Source organism: Pseudomonas sp. ICMP 8385, assembly GCF_002699915.1.
Taxonomy (GTDB): domain Bacteria; phylum Pseudomonadota; class Gammaproteobacteria; order Pseudomonadales; family Pseudomonadaceae; genus Aquipseudomonas; species Aquipseudomonas gessardii.
The window spans coordinates 62,167-80,467 of record NZ_LKBY01000002.1; the positions used below are offsets into that span (position 1 = coordinate 62,167).

Annotated in this window: 15 protein-coding genes; 9 read left to right on the forward strand and 6 right to left on the reverse strand. The window is 61.9% G+C overall.

What is annotated here, in order from left to right:
- The first annotated feature begins 98 nt into the window (after positions 1 to 98).
- From AO268_RS03105 to pcaC, 9 genes are all read left to right on the forward strand, one after another.
- Positions 99 to 956, forward strand: a complete 858-nt coding sequence (locus tag AO268_RS03105) for a CoA transferase subunit A (protein WP_076964931.1) — start codon at positions 99 to 101, stop codon at positions 954 to 956.
- Positions 956 to 1,735 (forward strand): CoA-transferase subunit beta, encoded by a 780-nt coding sequence (locus tag AO268_RS03110; RefSeq protein ID WP_076964930.1) that lies wholly within the window; start codon positions 956 to 958, stop codon positions 1,733 to 1,735. Before AO268_RS03105 ends, AO268_RS03110 begins: the two co-directional genes overlap by 1 nt.
- A complete protein-coding gene (gene pcaF / locus AO268_RS03115; protein ID WP_169900368.1) occupies positions 1,732 to 2,937 on the forward strand; it encodes a 3-oxoadipyl-CoA thiolase in 1,206 nt (401 codons plus the stop codon). Before AO268_RS03110 ends, pcaF begins: the two co-directional genes overlap by 4 nt.
- Before the next feature lie 28 nt (positions 2,938 to 2,965).
- Positions 2,966 to 3,670, forward strand: a complete 705-nt coding sequence (pcaH, locus tag AO268_RS03120) for a protocatechuate 3,4-dioxygenase subunit beta (protein ID WP_076964928.1) — start codon at positions 2,966 to 2,968, stop codon at positions 3,668 to 3,670.
- Between the two features lies 1 nt (position 3,671).
- Positions 3,672 to 4,238 (forward strand): protocatechuate 3,4-dioxygenase subunit alpha, encoded by a 567-nt coding sequence (pcaG, locus tag AO268_RS03125; RefSeq protein ID WP_099167875.1) that lies wholly within the window; start codon positions 3,672 to 3,674, stop codon positions 4,236 to 4,238.
- A 182-nt stretch (positions 4,239 to 4,420) separates the two neighbouring features.
- Entirely contained in the window at positions 4,421 to 5,716 is a 1,296-nt protein-coding gene (locus AO268_RS03130; protein WP_076964926.1) for an MFS family transporter, read from the forward strand.
- A 10-nt stretch (positions 5,717 to 5,726) separates the two neighbouring features.
- Positions 5,727 to 7,091: a 3-carboxy-cis,cis-muconate cycloisomerase gene (locus AO268_RS03135; protein WP_099167876.1), complete on the forward strand. Its 1,365-nt coding sequence runs from the start codon at positions 5,727 to 5,729 to the stop codon at positions 7,089 to 7,091.
- A gap of 10 nt (positions 7,092 to 7,101) precedes the next feature.
- On the forward strand, positions 7,102 to 7,893 hold the full coding sequence (gene pcaD / locus AO268_RS03140) for a 3-oxoadipate enol-lactonase (RefSeq protein ID WP_076964924.1): 792 nt from the start codon (positions 7,102 to 7,104) through the stop codon (positions 7,891 to 7,893).
- A 10-nt stretch (positions 7,894 to 7,903) separates the two neighbouring features.
- Entirely contained in the window at positions 7,904 to 8,296 is a 393-nt protein-coding gene (pcaC, locus tag AO268_RS03145) for a 4-carboxymuconolactone decarboxylase (RefSeq protein WP_076964923.1), read from the forward strand.
- Positions 8,297 to 8,322: 26 nt separating this feature from the next.
- On the opposite strand, the gene AO268_RS03150 is transcribed toward pcaC, so the two are convergent.
- From AO268_RS03150 to AO268_RS03175, 6 genes are all read right to left on the reverse strand, one after another.
- Positions 8,323 to 9,882 carry a M91 family zinc metallopeptidase gene (locus tag AO268_RS03150; protein ID WP_099167877.1) on the reverse strand — a complete coding sequence of 520 codons (1,560 nt, stop codon included), beginning with the start codon at positions 9,880 to 9,882 and terminating at the stop codon, positions 8,323 to 8,325.
- 113 nt (positions 9,883 to 9,995) lie between these two features.
- Positions 9,996 to 10,892: a polysaccharide deacetylase family protein gene (locus tag AO268_RS03155; RefSeq protein WP_076964922.1), complete on the reverse strand. Its 897-nt coding sequence runs from the start codon at positions 10,890 to 10,892 to the stop codon at positions 9,996 to 9,998.
- 84 nt (positions 10,893 to 10,976) lie between these two features.
- Positions 10,977 to 12,227 (reverse strand): OprD family porin, encoded by a 1,251-nt coding sequence (locus AO268_RS03160; protein ID WP_099167878.1) that lies wholly within the window; start codon positions 12,225 to 12,227, stop codon positions 10,977 to 10,979.
- A 166-nt stretch (positions 12,228 to 12,393) separates the two neighbouring features.
- Positions 12,394 to 13,851, reverse strand: a complete 1,458-nt coding sequence (adeC, locus tag AO268_RS03165) for an AdeC/AdeK/OprM family multidrug efflux complex outer membrane factor (protein WP_076964920.1) — start codon at positions 13,849 to 13,851, stop codon at positions 12,394 to 12,396.
- On the reverse strand, positions 13,851 to 17,018 hold the full coding sequence (locus AO268_RS03170; protein ID WP_076964919.1) for an efflux RND transporter permease subunit: 3,168 nt from the start codon (positions 17,016 to 17,018) through the stop codon (positions 13,851 to 13,853). Before AO268_RS03170 ends, adeC begins: the two co-directional genes overlap by 1 nt.
- 3 nt (positions 17,019 to 17,021) lie before the next feature.
- Positions 17,022 to 18,161 carry an efflux RND transporter periplasmic adaptor subunit gene (locus tag AO268_RS03175; RefSeq protein ID WP_076964918.1) on the reverse strand — a complete coding sequence of 380 codons (1,140 nt, stop codon included), beginning with the start codon at positions 18,159 to 18,161 and terminating at the stop codon, positions 17,022 to 17,024.
- Between the last annotated feature and the right edge of the window lie 140 nt (positions 18,162 to 18,301).

Here is an 18,301-nt window from a genome sequence, read left to right on the forward strand (position 1 = left end):
GATTATCGGATTGTTTGGGCCCTTACCCCGGCTTACTCTTCAAGCACTTCGGCGCTGCCTCCAGCGCCTTTTTCGACCTACATCGGGAGCCCAACCCCATGGCTGAAATCCTTTCGCTGGCTGATGCGGTAAAGCAGTTCGTCAATGACGGCGATACCGTCGCGCTCGAAGGCTTTACCCACCTGATCCCTACAGCAGCGGGTCATGAAATCATTCGTCAGGGCAAGAAAGACCTGACGCTGGTACGCATGACCCCCGACCTGATCTACGACCAACTGATCGGGGCCGGCTGTGCGCGCAAGTTGATTTTCTCCTGGGGCGGCAACCCTGGCGTCGGCTCCCTGCATCGCCTGCGGGACGCGGTCGAGAAGCAATGGCCGCAACCGTTGGAGATCGAAGAGCACAGCCATGCGGACCTGGCCAACGCCTATGTGGCCGGCGCATCCGGCCTGCCGTTCGCGGTGCTGCGGGCGTATGCCGGTTCCGACCTGCCCAAGGTCAACCCGTTGATCAAGACCGTGACCTGCCCCTTCACTGGCGAAGTGCTGGCGGCGGTGCCGTCGGTGCGCCCGGACATCACCGTGATCCATGCGCAAAAGGCCGACCGCAAGGGCAACGTGCTGTTGTGGGGGATCCTCGGGGTGCAGAAAGAGGCCGCGCTGGCGGCCAAGCGTTGCATCGTCACCGTCGAAGAAATGGTCGATGACCTCAACGCACCGATGAACGCCTGCGTGCTGCCGACCTGGGCCCTGACTGCCGTGTGCCATGTGCCGGGTGGTGCGCATCCGTCCTACGCCCACGGTTACACCGAGCGTGACAATCGCTTCTATCAAGCCTGGGATCCGATCGCTCGGGATCGTGGGACATTTACCGCCTGGATCGATGAATACATCCATGGCACCGCTGATTTCAGTCAATTCCAGGCCAAGCTGGCTGCCGCCCAGGAGGCCAAGTAATGACTTACTCGACCAATGAGATGATGACCGTCGCCGCCGCGCGCCGCCTGAAGAACGGTGCAGTGTGCTTTGTCGGTATCGGCCTGCCGTCCAAGGCCGCCAACCTGGCGCGCCTGACGTCTTCGCCGGATGTGGTGTTGATCTACGAGTCTGGCCCGATTGGCGCCAAGCCCTCGGTACTGCCGCTGTCCATCGGCGACGGCGAGTTGGCGGAAACCGCCGACAGCGTTGTACCCACCGGTGAGATTTTTCGCTACTGGCTGCAAGGCGGGCGCATTGACGTCGGCTTTCTCGGCGCGGCCCAGGTCGACCGCTTCGGCAATATCAACACCACCGTGGTCGGTGACTATCACCAGCCCAAGGTGCGCCTGCCGGGTGCCGGTGGCGCGCCGGAAATCGCCGGTTCCGCCAAGAGCGTGCTGATCATCCTCAAGCAGTCGTCCCGTTCGTTTGTCGACAAACTGGACTTCATTACCTCGGTCGGCCATGGCGAAGGTGGCGATTCGCGCAAGCGCCTCGGCCTGCCAGGCGCAGGCCCTGTCGGCATCATTACCGACCTGTGCATCATGGAGCCGGAAGAGGGCACCCATGAGTTCGTGGTCACGGCTTTGCACCCTGGCGTGACCCGCGAGCAAGTGGTCGCCGCCACCGGTTGGGCAATCCGCTTTGCCGAGCAGGTCGGCACCAGCGCCGAACCCACCGACATCGAACTGAACGCCTTGCGCGACCTTGAAGCCCGTACGGCTGCCGCCCATGGCCAAGCCCCAGGAGAAGCCTGATGCGCGACGTGTTTATCTGTGATGCCATCCGTACCCCCATCGGCCGTTTCGGCGGTGGCCTGTCCACCGTCCGCGCCGATGACCTGGCGGCCTTGCCGATCAAGGCACTGATGGCGCGCAACCCGTCGGTGGACTGGAACGCGGTCGATGAAGTGTTCCTCGGCTGTGCCAACCAGTCCGGTGAAGACAACCGCAACGTGGCGCGCATGGCCGCGCTGCTGGCGGGCCTGGCGCCGAGCATTCCCGGGGTGACCCTCAACCGCCTGTGCGCTTCGGGCATGGACGCCATCGGCACCGCGTTCCGCGCCATCGCCAGTGGCGAAATGGAGCTGGCGATTGCCGGTGGCGTCGAGTCGATGTCCCGCGCGCCCTTCGTGATGGGCAAGGCGGATGCCGCGTTCTCGCGCAACATGAAGCTGGAAGACACCACCATCGGCTGGCGCTTTATCAACCCGTTGATGAAGGCCCAATACGGCGTGGATGCCATGCCGCAGACCGCTGACAATGTGGCGGATGACTATAACGTCTCGCGCGCCGACCAGGACGCCTTCGCCTTGCGCAGCCAGCAACGCACGGCCGTGGCCCAGGCTGCGGGGTTCTTCGCGGAAGAAATCGTGCCGGTGCGGGTCGCCCATAAAAAAGGCGAGACCCTGGTGGAGCACGACGAACACCCGCGTGCCGACACCACCCTTGAAGCCCTGGCCAGGCTCAAGCCGGTCAATGGCGCGGACAAGACCGTCACCGCCGGCAACGCCTCCGGGGTCAACGATGGCGCCGCCGCCTTGATCCTGGCCAGCGCCGATGCTGTGAAAAAACACGGCCTGACCGCCCGCGCCCGGGTGTTGGGCATGGCCAGCGCCGGGGTCGAACCCCGGGTGATGGGCATCGGCCCGGTGCCTGCGGTGCGCAAGTTGGTCGAGCGCCTGGGCCTGGCGGTCAGCGATTTTGATGTGATCGAACTCAACGAAGCCTTCGCCAGCCAGGGCTTGGCGGTGCTGCGTGAATTGGGCCTGGCGGACGACGCGCCCCAGGTCAACCCGAACGGTGGCGCCATTGCCTTGGGCCACCCGCTGGGCATGAGCGGCGCGCGCCTGGTGCTGACCGCACTGCATCAACTGGAAAAAACCGGCGGCAGCAAAGGCCTGGCGACCCTGTGTGTCGGCGTCGGCCAAGGTTTGGCCCTGGCGATCGAACGCGTTTAAGACCTACAAGAATAAAGAGGATTGCTCCATGAGTGACAAGCCCGGATACCGGCGCCCGCAAGCAGGTACTCAGCCGGATTACCTGCATCCGGCCTACCAGTCGACGAACCTGCGTGCACCGTCCAAACCCCTGGTGTTTTTGCCCCATTCGCTGTCGGAAATCACCGGCCCGACCATCGGCGCCGAACGCCTTGCCGAGCACGACAACGACCTGACCGCCCAGCACGAGGGTGAACCCCAAGGCGAGCGCATCATCATTCACGGTCGGGTCCTGGATGAAAACGGCCTGCCTGTGCCGGGCATCCTGGTGGAGATCTGGCAGGCCAACGCCGCCGGGCGCTACCACCACAAGCGCGACCAGCACGACGCGCCCCTGGACCCCAACTTTACCGGCACCGGCCGCACCGTCACCGATGCCGATGGCGGGTACCAGTTCCAGACCATCAAGCCCGGCGCCTATCCGTGGGGCAACCACCACAATGCCTGGCGCCCGGCGCATATCCACTTTTCGCTGTTCGGCCCCAGTGTGCTGACGCGCCTGGTGACCCAGATGTACTTTCCCGGCGACCCGCTGCTGGCCTATGACCCGATCTACAACTGCGTGCCGGACACCGCGGCCAAGGAACGCCTGATCGCCCGTTTCGACCTGGAAAAGACCGTGCCGCACTACGCCCTCGGCTACCGCTGGGACATTGTCCTGCGCGGCCGCGACGCTACGCCGATGGAGAAATGACATGACCCTTAATGCAACCACGTCCCACACCGTCGGGCCGTATTACCACATCGGCCTGACCTGGCTGAACCGCGAAGACCTGGCCAATGCGGGCACCCTCGGCGAGCGCGTGGCCATCACCGGGCAGGTGGTGGATGGCAATGGCGAGGGGGTCAACGATGCCATGCTGGAAGTCTGGCAGGCCAACGCCGCCGGCAAGTATGACCACCCCGAGGATGACCAGGACAAAGCCCTGGACCCCAACTTCGCAGGGTTTGGCCGGGTGCCGGTGGATGGCGAAGGGCGCTTTCGCTTCAGCACCATCAAGCCGGGCAGCGTGCCGGGCCTCAAGGGCACGACCCAGGCGCCGCATTTGGTGGTGCTGGTGTTTGCCCGTGGTTTGGTCAAGCACTTGCTAACGCGGATTTATTTCGACGGCGAGGCGGCCAACGGGGATGACCCGTTGCTGGCGAGTGTGCCGGCAGAGCGGCGGCATACATTGATTGCCAAGACGGATGCGTCGGGGGTGTATCAGTGGAATGTGATTCTTCAGGGCACCGATGAAGAAACGGTGTTTTTCGATTATTGAGTTGGCTACAAGGGCGCCATCGCGGGCAAGCCCGCTCCCACACTGGAATGCGCTCACCTGTGGGAGCTGGCTTGCCTGCGATAGGGCCGGCACAGGCAACGGTTATCCAAAGGTCTGCTTGCGGAACGAGGTTGTTGCAAAGTATGTCTAGAATCTAACCCGTTCCCCACGAGTGAAAAAAAATGACAACGACTACCAGTCACTACACCGGAGAAGAACGCAGCAAACGGATTTTTGCGATTGTCGGGGCTTCTTCCGGCAACCTGGTCGAATGGTTCGACTTCTACGTCTACGCCTTCTGTGCCATCTACTTCGCCCCGGCGTTTTTCCCCTCCGACGACCCCACGGTGCAACTGCTCAACACCGCCGGCGTGTTCGCCGCAGGCTTTCTGATGCGCCCCATCGGCGGCTGGCTGTTTGGCCGGGTCGCCGACAAGCACGGGCGCAAGAATTCGATGATGATCTCGGTGCTGATGATGTGTGCCGGCTCCCTGGTCATCGCCTTCCTGCCCACCTACAAGGACATCGGCGCCTGGGCCCCGGCCCTGTTGCTGATGGCGCGGCTGTTCCAGGGCTTGTCGGTGGGCGGTGAGTACGGCACCACGGCCACCTACATGAGCGAAGTTGCGCTCAAGGGCCAGCGCGGCTTCTTCGCTTCGTTCCAATACGTGACTCTGATCGGCGGGCAACTGCTGGCGGTGTCGGTGGTGGTGATCCTGCAACAACTGCTCACCGAGGACGAGCTGCGGGCCTGGGGCTGGCGCATTCCGTTTGTGATCGGTGCGGTGGCGGCGGTGATCTCGCTGCTGCTGCGCCGCTCCCTGAAAGAAACCACCAGCCAGGAAATGCGTGAAAACAAGGACGCTGGCAGCATCAGGGCGCTGTTTCGCGATCACAAGGCGGCGTTTATCACCGTGCTCGGCTACACCGCCGGCGGCTCGCTGATCTTCTACACCTTTACCACCTACATGCAGAAATACCTGGTGAACACCGCCGGCATGCACGCCAAGACCGCCAGCTACATCATGACCGGCGCGCTGTTCCTCTATATGTGCATGCAGCCGCTGTTCGGCATGCTCTCGGACAAGATCGGCCGGCGCAACTCGATGCTCTGGTTCGGCGCCCTCGGCACCCTGTGCACGGTGCCGATCCTGCTGACCCTGAAAACCGTGACCAGCCCGTTCCTGGCCTTTGTGCTGATTACCCTGGCGCTGGCGATTGTAAGTTTCTACACCTCCATCAGCGGCCTGGTAAAAGCGGAAATGTTCCCGCCACAAGTGCGCGCCCTCGGCGTGGGCCTGGCCTATGCGGTGGCCAACGCGATCTTCGGCGGTTCGGCGGAATACGTGGCCCTGGGCTTGAAGTCCATCGGCCTGGAAAACACCTTCTACTGGTACGTGACCGGCATGATGGCGATTGCGTTCCTGTTCAGCCTGCGCCTACCGAAACAGGCTGAGTACTTGCACCACGATCTGTAAGGGATGAGTTATGACGCTGCGCACGAGCAACCAATTGTTCGACGCTTACTTCACCGCCGGTAGCATGGCCGAAGTGTTCTGTGACCAGGCACGCTTGCAGGGCATGCTGGACTTTGAAGCCGGATTGGCCCGGGCGCAGGCCCAGGTCGGGTTGATCCCGCCGGCCGCCGTCGCACCGATTGCCCAGGCGTGCCTGGCCTCGCTGTACGACGTGGATGCCCTCGGCGTGGCGATTGCCACGGCGGGCAATTCGGCGATTCCATTGGTGAAGGCCCTGGGCAAATTGATTGCCAGTGAAGATGCTGGCGCCGAGCGCTATGTGCATCTGGGCGCTACCAGCCAGGATGTGATGGACACGGGCCTGGTGCTGCAACTGCGGCGGGCGCTGGAGCTGATCGAGGCGGACCTGGCCCGGCTGGGCGCGGTGCTTGCCGCCCAGGCGCAGCGTTATGCCGACGTGCCCTTGGCCGGGCGCACCTGGTTGCAGCACGCAACACCGGTCACCCTGGGCATGAAGATCGCTGGGTGGCTGGGGGCGGTGACGCGCAGTCGCCAACGGCTGCTGGAGTTGAAGCCGCGCCTGCTGGTCCTGCAATTCGGTGGCGCGTCCGGCACCCTGGCGGCACTGGGCGAACAGGCCATGCCGGTGGCACGGGCCCTGGCGGCGGAGTTGCAACTGACGCTGCCCGAACAACCCTGGCATACCCAGCGTGACCGTCTGGTGGAGTTTGCCAGCGTGCTGGGCCTGATCGCCGGTAGCCTGGGCAAGCTCGGGCGGGACATCAGCCTGCTGATGCAGACCGAAGCGGCGGAAGTGTTCGAGCCGTCGGCGCCGGGCAAGGGCGGTTCCTCGACCATGCCGCACAAGCGCAACCCGGTCGGCGCTGCGGTGTTGATCAGCGCGGCCACGCGGGTCCCGGGGTTGGTGGCGACGATGTTCAGCGCCATGCCCCAGGAGCACGAACGTAGCCTGGGGCTGTGGCATGCCGAGTGGGAAACCCTGCCCGAAATCTGCCGCCTGGTGTCCGGCGCCTTGCAGCAGGCGCTGCTGGTGAGCGAAGGCCTGGAGGTCGATGCGCAACGCATGGGCCACAACCTCGACCTGACCCAGGGCCTGGTGCTGGCCGAAGCCGTCAGTATCACATTGGCCCAGCGCCTGGGCCGGGAAACTGCCCATCACCTGCTGGAACAGTGCTGCAAACGCGCGGTCGCCGAGCAGCGCCATTTGCGCGCGGTATTGGCCGATGAGCCGCAAGTCACCGCCCAGCTGTCGGCGCTGGAATTGGATCGCCTGCTGGACCCGGCGCATTACCTGGGCCAGGCACACACCTGGGTCAGCCGCGCCGTGGCTGAACACTTTGTATTGTCTGCCTGAGGAGGCTGCTGTGGGATTTGTAAAACTCGCCGATGGCGAACTGAACTATCAACTGGAAGGCCCCGAAGGCGCGCCGGTACTGGTGCTGTCCAACTCCCTGGGCACCGACCTGCAGATGTGGGATACGCAGATGCCGGCCTTTACCGAGCATTTCCGGGTGCTGCGTCTGGACACCCGTGGCCACGGCAAGTCCCTGGTCACCGAGGGGCCCTACAGCATTGAGCAACTGGGGCGTGACGTGCTGGCGTTGCTGGATGCGCTGGATATCCAGCGTGCGCATTTCTGCGGCCTGTCCATGGGCGGGTTGATCGGCCAGTGGCTGGGGATCAATGCCGGCGAGCGCTTGCTCAAGCTGGTGCTGTGCAACACGGCGGCCAAGATCGGCAGCCCGGAAATTTGGAACCCCCGGATCGACATGGTCCTGCGCGATGGCCAGGCGGCCATGATCGGCTTGCGCGATGCCTCGATTGCGCGCTGGTTTACCGCCGATTTTGCCCAGGCTCATCCCGACCAGGCCAAGCGCATTACCGACATGCTCGCGGCCACATCGCCCCAAGGCTATGCGGCCAACTGCGGCGCGGTGCGCGATGCGGATCTGCGTGAGCAACTGGCCTCCATCCAGGTGCCGACGTTGGTGATTGCCGGCACTGAGGATGCGGTGACGCCGCCGTCCGGCAGCCTGTTCATTCAGCAACAGGTGCCGGGTGCCGAGTACGCCGAGTTCTACGCGGCGCACCTGTCCAACGTGCAAGCCGGGGACGCATTCAGCGACCGGGTACTGACTTTCCTGCTGGATCGCTGAGGGCGCTTTTGTGGACGAGAAACAACGTTATGCCGAGGGCCTCAAGGTACGTCGTGAAGTGCTGGGCGATGCCCATGTCGAGCGCAGCCTCAATGCCCTGACCGAGTTCAACAGCGAATTCCAGGACATGATCACCCGCCATGCCTGGGGCGATATCTGGACCCGCCCCGGTTTGCCCCGGCACACCCGCAGCCTGATCACCATTGCCATGCTGATCGGCATGAATCGCAGCGAAGAGCTCAAACTGCACCTGCGCGCGGCCGCCAGCAATGGCGTGAGCCGCGCCGAGATCAAGGAAGTGCTGATGCAGAGCGCGATCTACTGCGGGATTCCGGCGGCCAATGCAACGTTTCACCTGGCCGAGTCGGTGTGGGACGAACTGGGGGTGGAGTCGCTGGGCTGACGACGATTTGCCACTCTTATGCCAAGTCATTCTTCAGCAGGTTGAATGTAGGAATTACGCCGTGGAAAGCCGGTTTCTTCACGCAGCGCATTTTCGGTAAAGGGCTTGGGGTTGGTTGTGGTGGGGGGCGTCCTGGGGTTGTTGTCAAAATCAAAGGCGGGAGCATTGGTCTCCAACCCAACGGCTTGGCGCTCCAGGTTGGGCTCGTCATTGGTTTGGCCTGGTAGGAGTGTGCCATGGGCACCGTTATAAGCATGGGCCATTTCATGGTAAAGACTAATGACCGGCGGTTCTTCGACGATGAGGCCGGGGTTGTTGTTTATTGCCGCGCCAGTTGCTACCGAACCCTTGGCTTGACCTTGGATAAAACCTAGCAAGGGGGATTCTGCGAGGTCGTCATATTCTTTTAGTTGTTTATCGTATTCTCTTGTGAGGTTGTTGCGGAATGAATAATTAGGGCGGTCACCGGTCTCGCGAATGGTGACGGGGGAACCATTGAGTTCGGCCGCCTGGTCCAGTTCAGTGAGCATTGTTTGTGCAGTTGGCGAATTTCTGAAAAATTCAAGGTCGTCTTGGGTTTGTTGTTTGAACTTGTCTGAGCCTTCGATTTTAAAGGCTTTGTGGCCGGCATCGTTTATTCGGACCTGTCTTAGGGTAGAGCCGGCAACCCTGGCGACACGATCACCGGCGTCGGCGTAGATCCTGTCGCTTGTATGGTTTGCCAGCACGGTGTCCCGGCCTCGACCGGTGTAGAACGTGGTCGGCCCTATGCTGTACATCAAGTCTTCTCCGGGGCCGCCATGCATCAGGTTCAAGGGGCTGGCGCCGATCATGGTGTCGTTGCCCGTGCCGCCATCCATATAGCTGAACGTTCCCTTGCTGCCGGGGCCGGAGAACATCAGGTCAGCGCCGTTGTTGCCATACATGACGGTCTTGCCCGTGCCGCCACGCATTTTGTCATTGCCGCTATTGCCCTCGGCGTAGCTGTCGCCGCTGCCCAAGGTAATGTCGTCATCTCCTGCACCGCCGTAGACACGGGTTGCACCGCTGCCAAGGGTTTCAATCCTGTCGTTGCCCCTACCCCCCTCAATGGTGATGGGGATAGTGACGCGAGGATCAACCCTGATGTGATCATCACCGCCTTTTGACTTGATGTGCAGTTGCTCTGGGTAGTCTTCATGGTTGTTGATTTTTAATAGGTAGTGAGTGCCATTGACTTCTAGGTGAATGTCGTTGCCTGACGAAGGGTTGACTTTTATGAGGTCTGAATTATCACCTGTTACGATTTGCAGAGCGTTATTTCTGTTTATATATCCATCATCCTTGGTTTTTTCCCAAGTGACTTTATGGGTTATTTTTATATGGTTGTCGCTAAAGAGGGTGAAAGAGTTTGTATAGACTGGATATTTTTCAACGTAGTTTTGATCGGGGGTCAACTTTGAGCTTGACGTGAATTGTGCATGTGATTTTTTTAGTGGCGGGCTTTGAATCGTGATGGGATTCGAGACGGAGTTACCCGCCAGTGCTACAGCAGGCTGGCTTGGAGGGGGTAGATTTAACGGTTGTAAGCTAGTTGCTATTACCATGACGTACTCTCGCTATAGTGTGTGCGTTTTGAGTACTAGTGGCTGAGCAGTGGCCAAGGATTCCGCAGGGAACCAATACAATTTTTTTCAGGACCCGGGTGGCCGTGCGGCTTTCAGTGGGCGTCGGCGTCCCACACCCAGTTCCACACCCCCGGCAAGTGCACCACTTCGTGGGCATCCTTCACTGTGCGCGCCAGGGCCCCGCGTTCCAGTGCCGAGCGGTCGGTGTAGAACGGCTCGGCGGCGGTCTTCAGGCCATTGGCCTGGGCGCTGTCCATCAGGATCTGCAGGTATTCCGGCAGGTGCCGGGCGGTATAGCGGTTGATGTCGTGAAAGGTCACCACCACCGGAATCACCCCGTCCACGGTCGGCAGTTCGCCCAGGGCAATGCGTTCGCGCACCAGCGACAGTTGCCGCAGCAGGTTGGCCCGGCGCTGGGGGCTGGCATTGAAGCCCCAGATCTTGCCGTCATTGGCACTCAAGTCGGTGAGCAAGATGTGCATGCCGTGTCGCTGGTAGGCGGCGAAAGTGCGCAGGTCGTAGTTCCAGAAGGGCGGGCGTACCAGGTTCGGCGCAGCGCCAGTGATCGAGGCAATCGTCGCCGCGCCCAGGCGCAGGGTCTGGGCCAGGTCTTCGTCGTTTAACAGGCGATGGTTACTGTGCCAGCGCGTCGCGGTGTGAAAGGCCAGGATATGCCCACCCGCGTGCTCGCGCTCCATGGTTTTACGCCCCCGCGGGCTGCCGCCTGAACGCCAGGCCTCGGTCTGCAAAAAGAAAATCGCCTTGATCCCCGGCTGCACCGGGTTGTGGGCCAGGTCCTGGATTACCGAACGGCTAGGGTTGGCGTACCCCGAGGCACTGGGCCCGTCATCGAAGGTCAGCAGAAAACGGATCGGCGCCTGGGCTTGCAGGCGTTGTGCGGTCTGCGGCGTCAGGGCAATGGGCCCGCCGATGCAGGCGCTGAGGCTCAGTGCCAGGGCGAACAAGGCGACTATGGCAAGGGATTTCATGGTGGGGGCCGGCTCAAATAAAGGCCGCTGCTGAATGGGGTCAACAGCGGCAGGCGCGCACCATACCGCAAGATTGTCGCGGGTTTACAGCAGACTTATCGGGTAACTGACGATCAACCGGTTTTCATCAAACTCATTGTTGCTGTAGTCCCGGCGCATGCTCGAATTGCGCCAGCGCAGGGTAAGACTTTTCAGGCTGCCGCTTTGCACGGTGTAGCCCACTTCGCTTTCTCGGCCCCATTCCTTGCCGTCGCTGACGGTGGCGGTGTGCACGTTGCTGCCGCTGATATAGCGGTTCATCAAGGTCAGGCCCGGCACGCCGAGGGGGGCGAAGTTGTAGTCATGGCGCACCTGCCAGGATTTTTCCTCGGCATTGTCGTAGCTGGCGTTGAAGCTGTCGTTGGCCAGGGTGCCGCCGCTGGTGCCATTGACCCGCATCCACGCGCTGTTGCCGCTAAGTTTTTGCAGGCCGACGTAGAAGGTGTGGCCGCCGTACCTGGCCGAGAACAGGCCGGACCAGGTCTTGTTGTGCAGCTTGCCGGCCCGGGCGCTGCCGTCGTCCTGGCCATAGAAGAAGCCGAGGTTGGCGCCCAGGGTCCAGTCGCCAATGGACTGGCTGTGGGTCAGGTTGAGGTATTGCTGGCGGTAGATGTCCTTGAGCTGGGCATTCCATACGCCGAGCTGGGTGCGTTTGTCGTTGAACGCATATTCGGCGCCCTGGAAGTTGAAGCGATCGGAGGTGAATGCGGTTTTACCGAACATCGACATGTCCGTCATGCTGCTGTCGTCACGCGGGCTGTTGGCGCGGAACTGGCCGCCATACAGGGTCAGGCCGGCGATCTCTTTGGAGGTGATCTGCCCGCCGCGCAGGGTTTGCGGCAGGGAGCGGCCGTCGTCCGAACGCAGGATCGGCAGCACCGGCATCCACTCGCCGACCTTCAACTCAGTCTGGGAAATCCGTGCCTTGAACGCCACCCCCAGGCGGCCGAAGTTGTCCGCCGGTTTGCCATCATGATCCAGGGGCAGCAATTGGGTGCCACTGGAGCCGCCGCCGCCGTCGAGCTTTTGCGAATACATGCCCAGCACATCCACCCCGAACCCCACGGTGCCTTGGGTGAAACCGGACTTGGCATCGAGGATGAAACTCTGCGTCCACTCCTGCGCGCCGCCCTGGGCCTTGGTCGGGTGGGTGAAATTGCGGTTGAAGAAGAAATTGCGCAGGTTGAGGTGGGCGCTGGCATCTTCCAGAAAGCCGTGTTCCTGAGCAACAACTGGGAGGGCAAGGCTGGCGACAGCGGTTGCCAGCAATAGCCGGCGAGGGTGCAAGGTGCTCATGGCGTGGGACCTGTTGTTATTGGTGGTTTTCAGGTGCGGGCCATGGTGCGGGGCGTGAGTGGGGCGGTTCAATTGGGGGAGGGCGGGTTTTGGGCGGTGATCGAACGAAACTGTGCGTCCATGAAAAAGCCCACCAAAAGGTGGGCTTCGTGTGTGGCTACGCCGCTTAGAACAACTTGAGCTTCGGCGCTTCTTCTTTCACCGGCTCATTTTTCGCGGTCTGTTCGTTCCAGCCGCCACCGAGGGCCTTGTACAAGGTCACTTCGCTGGTCAGTTGGGCCAGGCGGTCGGTGATCAGCGTTTGCTGGGCAGCGAACAATTGGCGCTGGGCGTCGAGGAAGGTCAGGTTGCTATCCACCCCAATCCGGTAACGACGCTCGGCCAGGCGGTAGTAGTCCTGGTTGGCCTCGACGAAATCACGCTGGGCCTGCAACTGTTGGTTGTAGGTCGCACGTGCTGCCAGGCCGTCGGAGACTTCCTGGAACGCGGTCTGGATCGACTTCTCGTAGGTGGCGACGTTGATCTCTTTCTGGATCTTCGAGTAGTCCAGGCTGGCGCGCAGGCTACCGGCGTTGAAGATCGGGATGTTGATCTGCGGTGCGAACGACCAGGTGCCCGAGCCGCCCTTGAACAGGCCGCCGAGGTCCGGGCTCAGGGTGCCGGCATTGGCGGTCAGGCTGATGCTCGGGAAGAACGCCGCCCGTGCCGCGCCGATATTGGCGTTGGCCGCCTTGAGGTTGTGCTCGGCCTGCAGGATATCGGGGCGACGTTGCAGCAGGTCCGAAGGCAGGCCGGCCGGTACTTCGCTCAACAGGTCGTCGGACAGCGGCTGGGTGGCGAGATTCGCCGGCAGGCCGGTGCCCAGCAGCAGGGTCAGGTTGTTTTCGTCCTGGGCTACCTGGCGGGTGTAGCGGGCCAGTTGCACGCGGGCGCTTTCAACCGAGGTGCGGGCCTGGCTCAAGTCCAGGGCCGAGGCCACGCCGACTTCGTTGCTGCGCGAGGTGAGCTTGAAGCTCTGCTCGTACGCCGCCAGGGTGTCCTGGGTCAGTTTCAGCAGTTCCTTGTCCGCTTGCCAGGTCAGGTAGGCGTTGGCCACGCTGGCCACCAGGCTGATCTGCGTGCTGCGGCGTGCTTCTTCGGTGGCGAAGTACTTCTGCAACGCTTCTTCGCTCAGGCTGCGCACCCGGCCGAACAGGTCCAGCTCATAGGCGTTGATCCCGAGGGTCGCCGAGTAAGAGCTGGTGATGTTCGACTCGCCGGTTTGCGAGGCCCGTGCCGGAACGCGCTGGCGGTTGCCGCTGCCATTGACGCCGACGGCCGGGAACAGGTCGGCACGCTGGATACGGTACTGCGCGGCAAAGGCGTCGATGTTCAGCGCGGCGACGCGCAGGTCACGGTTGTTCACCAGCGCGACCTGGATCAGCTGTTGCAGGGCCGGGTCGTGGAAAAACTGCTTCCAGCCTTGCTCGGCAGCGGCCTGGCTCGGCGCCTGGGCCGACGAATACGCCGGCCCCTGCGGGAACTGGGCGGCAACCGGTGCTTCAGGTCGCTGATAGTCAGGGATCAGCGAGCAGCCACTGAGCACGAATGCGGTGACTGCCAGGGAAAGTAGCGACTTGCGCATTAGCCAGCCTCTTTAGGAGTGTGCGGTGTATCGGACTTGTCAGTTTTTTTGCGGCTGCCAATGGCAGACACGGTCACAAAGAACAGTGGCACCCAGAAGATCGCCAGGACGGTGGCGGTGATCATACCGCCAATTACCCCGGTCCCGATTGCGTGCTGGCTGCCTGAACCAGCGCCCGAGGAGATCGCCAGCGGCAGTACGCCGAGGACGAACGCCATAGACGTCATGATGATCGGACGCAGGCGCATGCGGGACGCCTCGATGGCTGCCTCGACGATGCCCTTGCCCTGTTCATGCAGCTCCTTGGCGAACTCCACGATCAGGATGGCGTTCTTCGAGGCCAGGCCCACGGTGACCAACAGCCCCACCTGGAAGAACACGTCGTTGGACAGTCCTCGCAGGCTGGTCGCCATCAGTGCACCGATCACGCCCAGCGGTACCACCAGCACTACCGCAATCGGAATCGACCAGCTTTCGTACAACGCGGCCAGGCAAAGGAACACCACCAGCAGCGACAGGGCGTACAACGCCGGTGCCTGGGAGCCGGACAAGCGTTCTTCGTACGACAGGCCGGTCCAGGCATAGCCCACACCCGCCGGCAGTTGCTTGGCGATGCGTTCGACCTCGGCCATGGCGTCACCGGTGCTGTAGCCCGGTGCCGGTGTACCGAGGATTTCCATTGCCGCTACACCGTTGTACCGCGACAGTTTCGGCGAGCCGTAGATCCATTTGCCAGAGGCAATTGCTGAGAGTGGCACCATTTTTCCGTCATTGGCGCGCACGAACCACTTGTTCAGGTCTTCCGGGGACATCCGGCCAGCAGCCTCGCTCTGCACATAGACCTTCTTCACCCGGCCACGGTCGATAAAGTCGTTGACGTAGCTGCCACCCAGGGCAATCGCCAGGGTCTGGTTGATGCTCGACAGGCTGATGCCCTGGGCACTGGCCTTCTCGTCATCAATGGTCAGCTCGTACTGCGGCTCATCGTTGACGCCGTTGGGGCGCACGCCGGCGAGGATCTTGCTTTGCGCAGCCATGCCGAGGAACTGGTTACGGGCGTTCATCAACGCTTCGTGACCCACACCGCCCTGGTCTTGCAGGAACACGTCGAAACCGGTGGCGTTACCCAATTCCAGTACCGAAGGCGGCACGATGGCAAATACCATGGCGTCCTTGAAGGTCTGGAAGAAGTAGCCCTGGGCACGCTTGGCCACCTCGAACACCGACAGCGAGGCATCCCGCTCGTCCCACGGCTTGAGCATGACAAACGCCAGGCCCGAACTTTGGCCACGACCAGCGAAGTTGAAACCGTTCACGGTAAAGACCGACTTCACGGCCTTGCCTTCGCCCGGCTCGCCTTCCTTGTCGTTCAACAGGAACGCGCGCATTTCGTCGATGACCACTTGCGTACGCTCGGCCGAAGAACCGACTGGCGTCTGCACCTGGGCGAAGATCACACCCTGGTCTTCCTCGGGCAGGAACGCGCTTGGAATCCGGGTGAACAGCCAGATCATGCCGGCAAAGATGATCAGGTACACCAGGAACGAAGGTGCCTTGTGCTTGATCATGTTGCCCACGCCGCGCTCGTAGCTCAGGACGCCACGGTCGAAGGTGCGGTTGAACCAGCCGAAGAACCCGCGCTTGGGTTGGCCATGTTTTTCGGGGTCGATCGGCTTGAGCATGGTGGCGCACAGGGCCGGGGTGAAGATCAGGGCAACCAGCACCGACAGGGCCATCGCCGACACAATGGTGATGGAGAACTGTTTATAGATGACCCCCGTGGAGCCGCCAAAGAACGCCATCGGCAGCAGTACCGCCGACAGGACCAGGGCGATACCCACCAGGGCTCCCTGGATCTGGCCCATGGACTTGACCGTCGCCTCCTTGGGCGACAGGTGCTCCTCGGCCATCACCCGCTCGACGTTTTCCACCACCACGATCGCATCGTCCACCAGCAAGCCGATGGCCAGGATCATGCCGAACATGGTCAAGGTGTTGATGGTGAAGCCGAAGGCCGCGAGGATACCGAACGTACCCAGCAACACCACCGGTACGGTCATGGTGGTGATGATGGTGGCGCGAAAGTTCTGCAGGAACAGGTACATCACCAGGAACACCAGGACGATCGCCTCGATCAGGGTATCGACAACCCCGGAAATCGATTCGGTCACCACTGGGGTGGTGTCATACGGAACCACCGCCTTCATGCCCGGCGGGAAGAACGGCTCCAGGGACGCGACCGTGGCACGGATGGCCTTGGCGGTGTCCAGGGCGTTGGCGCCCGAGGCCAGCTTGATCGCCATGCCGGAGGCCGGCTTGCCGTTGAACTGGGCGCTGATGCTGTAGTTCTGGCCACCCAGCTCGATACGGGCGACATCGCCCAGGCGTACTTGGGAGCCGTCGGCGTTGACGCGCAGCAGGATCTTTTCAAACTGCTCGGCGGTCTGCAGGCGGGTCTTGCCGATGATGGTGGCGTTCAACTGGGTGCCGGGCAGGGCTGGCAGGCCGCCCAATTGGCCGGTGGCCACCTGGACGTTCTGCGCGGCGATGGCACTGCTGACATCCACCGGGGTCATCTGGAAGTTGTTCAACTTGGCCGGGTCCAGCCAGATACGCATGGCGTACTGGGAACCGAAGACCTGGAAGTCACCCACGCCAGACGTCCGGGAAATCGGGTCCTGGATGTTGGAAACGATGTAGTTGGACAGGTCATCCTTGGTCATGCTGCCGTCTTCGGACACCAGGCCGATCACCATCAGGAAGTTCTTCACCGACTTGGTCACGCGGATCCCCTGTTGCTGCACTTCTTGCGGCAGCAATGGGGTCGCCAGGTTCAGCTTGTTCTGCACCTGGACCTGGGCGATGTCAGGGTTGGTCCCCTGGTTGAACGTCGCGGTGATGGTCATGCTGCCGTCGGAGTTACTGTCCGAGGCCACATAACGCAGGTTGTCGATACCGTTGAGTTGCTGCTCGATCACCTGCACCACGGTGTCCTGCACGGTTTGTGCGGACGCGCCTGGGTAGGTCACCTGGATATCAATGGCGGTTGGCGCGATGGCCGGGTATTGGTTGATGGGCAACTTGAGGATCGACAAGGCCCCGACCAGCATGATCACCAGGGCGATTACCCAGGCGAAAATGGGACGGTCGATAAAAAATTTCGACATGTATTACTCCCCTTTGCCAGCGGCGGCAGGAGCAGTACCGGCGGGCTTGGCGTTGGTGGCTTCCTTCGCGTCAACCGTGATGCCCGGCTTGATGAACTGCAAGCCTTCGGTAATCACACGGTCACCGGCATTCAGGCCTTTTTCCACCAGCCAGTAGGCGCCGGCGGTACGGTTGGCCACCAGCACGCGGTGTTCGACCTTGTTGTCGGCGGTCACCACCAGCGCCGTCGGGATACCCCGGATATCGCGGGTCACGCCTTGCTGCGGGGCGAGGATCGCCTTGCTGTTCACACCGGCCTGCAGTTGCGCGTGGACAAACATGCCCGGCAGCAGGGTGTGCTCAGGGTTGGGGAACACGGCACGCAGGGTGACCGAGCCGGTGGTCTGGTCGACCGACACCTCGGAGAACTCCAGGCGACCTTGCTGGCTGTATTCGCTGCCGTCTTCCAGGGTCAGCTTGACCATGGCGGCGTTTTCGCCGGCTTTTTGCAGTTGGCCGCTTTCCAGGTCGCGACGCAGTTTCAGCATCTCGGCGGAGGATTGCGTGACGTCGACGTAGATCGGGTCCAGTTGCTGGATCACCGCCATGGCGTCGGCCTGGCCATTGCTGACCAGCGCGCCTTCGGTGACCGAAGAACGCCCGATGCGCCCGGAGATCGGCGCGAACACCTTGGTATAGCGCACGTTGATCTGGGCGCTCTGCAGGTTGGCTTCCGAGGTCAGGCGGTTGGACACGGCGGTGTCGTATTCCTGACGGCTGACCGCCTGCTCGTTGACCAGTTGCTTGTAGCGGTCGGCAATCGACTTGGTCTGCTGCAGGTTGGCCTGGGCGCTTTTGAGCGTGGCTTCATAGACCGACGGATCGATCTGGTAAAGCTGCTGGCCTTCCTTGACGTCGCCGCCTTCCTTGAACAGGCGCTTGAGAATGATGCCATTGACCTGGGGCCGGACTTCGGCGATGCGGAACGCAGTGGTGCGCCCCGGCAATTCGGAGGTCAGGGTATAGGCTTGAGGTTGAAGGGTGACCACGCCGACCTGAGGGGTTTGAGCGGGCGGTGCCGCTTCTTCCTTTTTACATCCGCTGAGCAGCGATGCCAGGGCGACGGCAGTGACCAGAGCGGTAACAGCTGGCTTAAGTTGCATGAAGATCCTCGGGTCAGGCGCGTTTGATACGCACAAGAAGTGTGGAAGGGTAAAAAACAGGCAGTGAGTAGATAAGTAGCTTGCTAGGCAATATACTTACGTTCATGGTTGTTTGTAAACTCTTGACAGGCTTCGCGGAT

Coding starts and splice junctions, on each gene's coding strand:
- AO268_RS03135 (WP_099167876.1), top strand. CDS start 5,727: ATGACGCTGCGCACGAGCAACCAATTGTTCGACGCTTACTTCACCGCC.
- pcaG (WP_099167875.1), top strand. CDS start 3,672: ATGACCCTTAATGCAACCACGTCCCACACCGTCGGGCCGTATTACCAC.
- AO268_RS03160 (WP_099167878.1), bottom strand. CDS start 12,227: ATGAGCACCTTGCACCCTCGCCGGCTATTGCTGGCAACCGCTGTCGCC.
- AO268_RS03155 (WP_076964922.1), bottom strand. CDS start 10,892: ATGAAATCCCTTGCCATAGTCGCCTTGTTCGCCCTGGCACTGAGCCTC.
- AO268_RS03150 (WP_099167877.1), bottom strand. CDS start 9,882: ATGGTAATAGCAACTAGCTTACAACCGTTAAATCTACCCCCTCCAAGC.
- AO268_RS03105 (WP_076964931.1), top strand. CDS start 99: ATGGCTGAAATCCTTTCGCTGGCTGATGCGGTAAAGCAGTTCGTCAAT.
- adeC (WP_076964920.1), bottom strand. CDS start 13,851: ATGCGCAAGTCGCTACTTTCCCTGGCAGTCACCGCATTCGTGCTCAGT.
- AO268_RS03130 (WP_076964926.1), top strand. CDS start 4,421: ATGACAACGACTACCAGTCACTACACCGGAGAAGAACGCAGCAAACGG.
- AO268_RS03175 (WP_076964918.1), bottom strand. CDS start 18,161: ATGCAACTTAAGCCAGCTGTTACCGCTCTGGTCACTGCCGTCGCCCTG.
- AO268_RS03110 (WP_076964930.1), top strand. CDS start 956: ATGACTTACTCGACCAATGAGATGATGACCGTCGCCGCCGCGCGCCGC.
- AO268_RS03170 (WP_076964919.1), bottom strand. CDS start 17,018: ATGTCGAAATTTTTTATCGACCGTCCCATTTTCGCCTGGGTAATCGCC.
- pcaH (WP_076964928.1), top strand. CDS start 2,966: ATGAGTGACAAGCCCGGATACCGGCGCCCGCAAGCAGGTACTCAGCCG.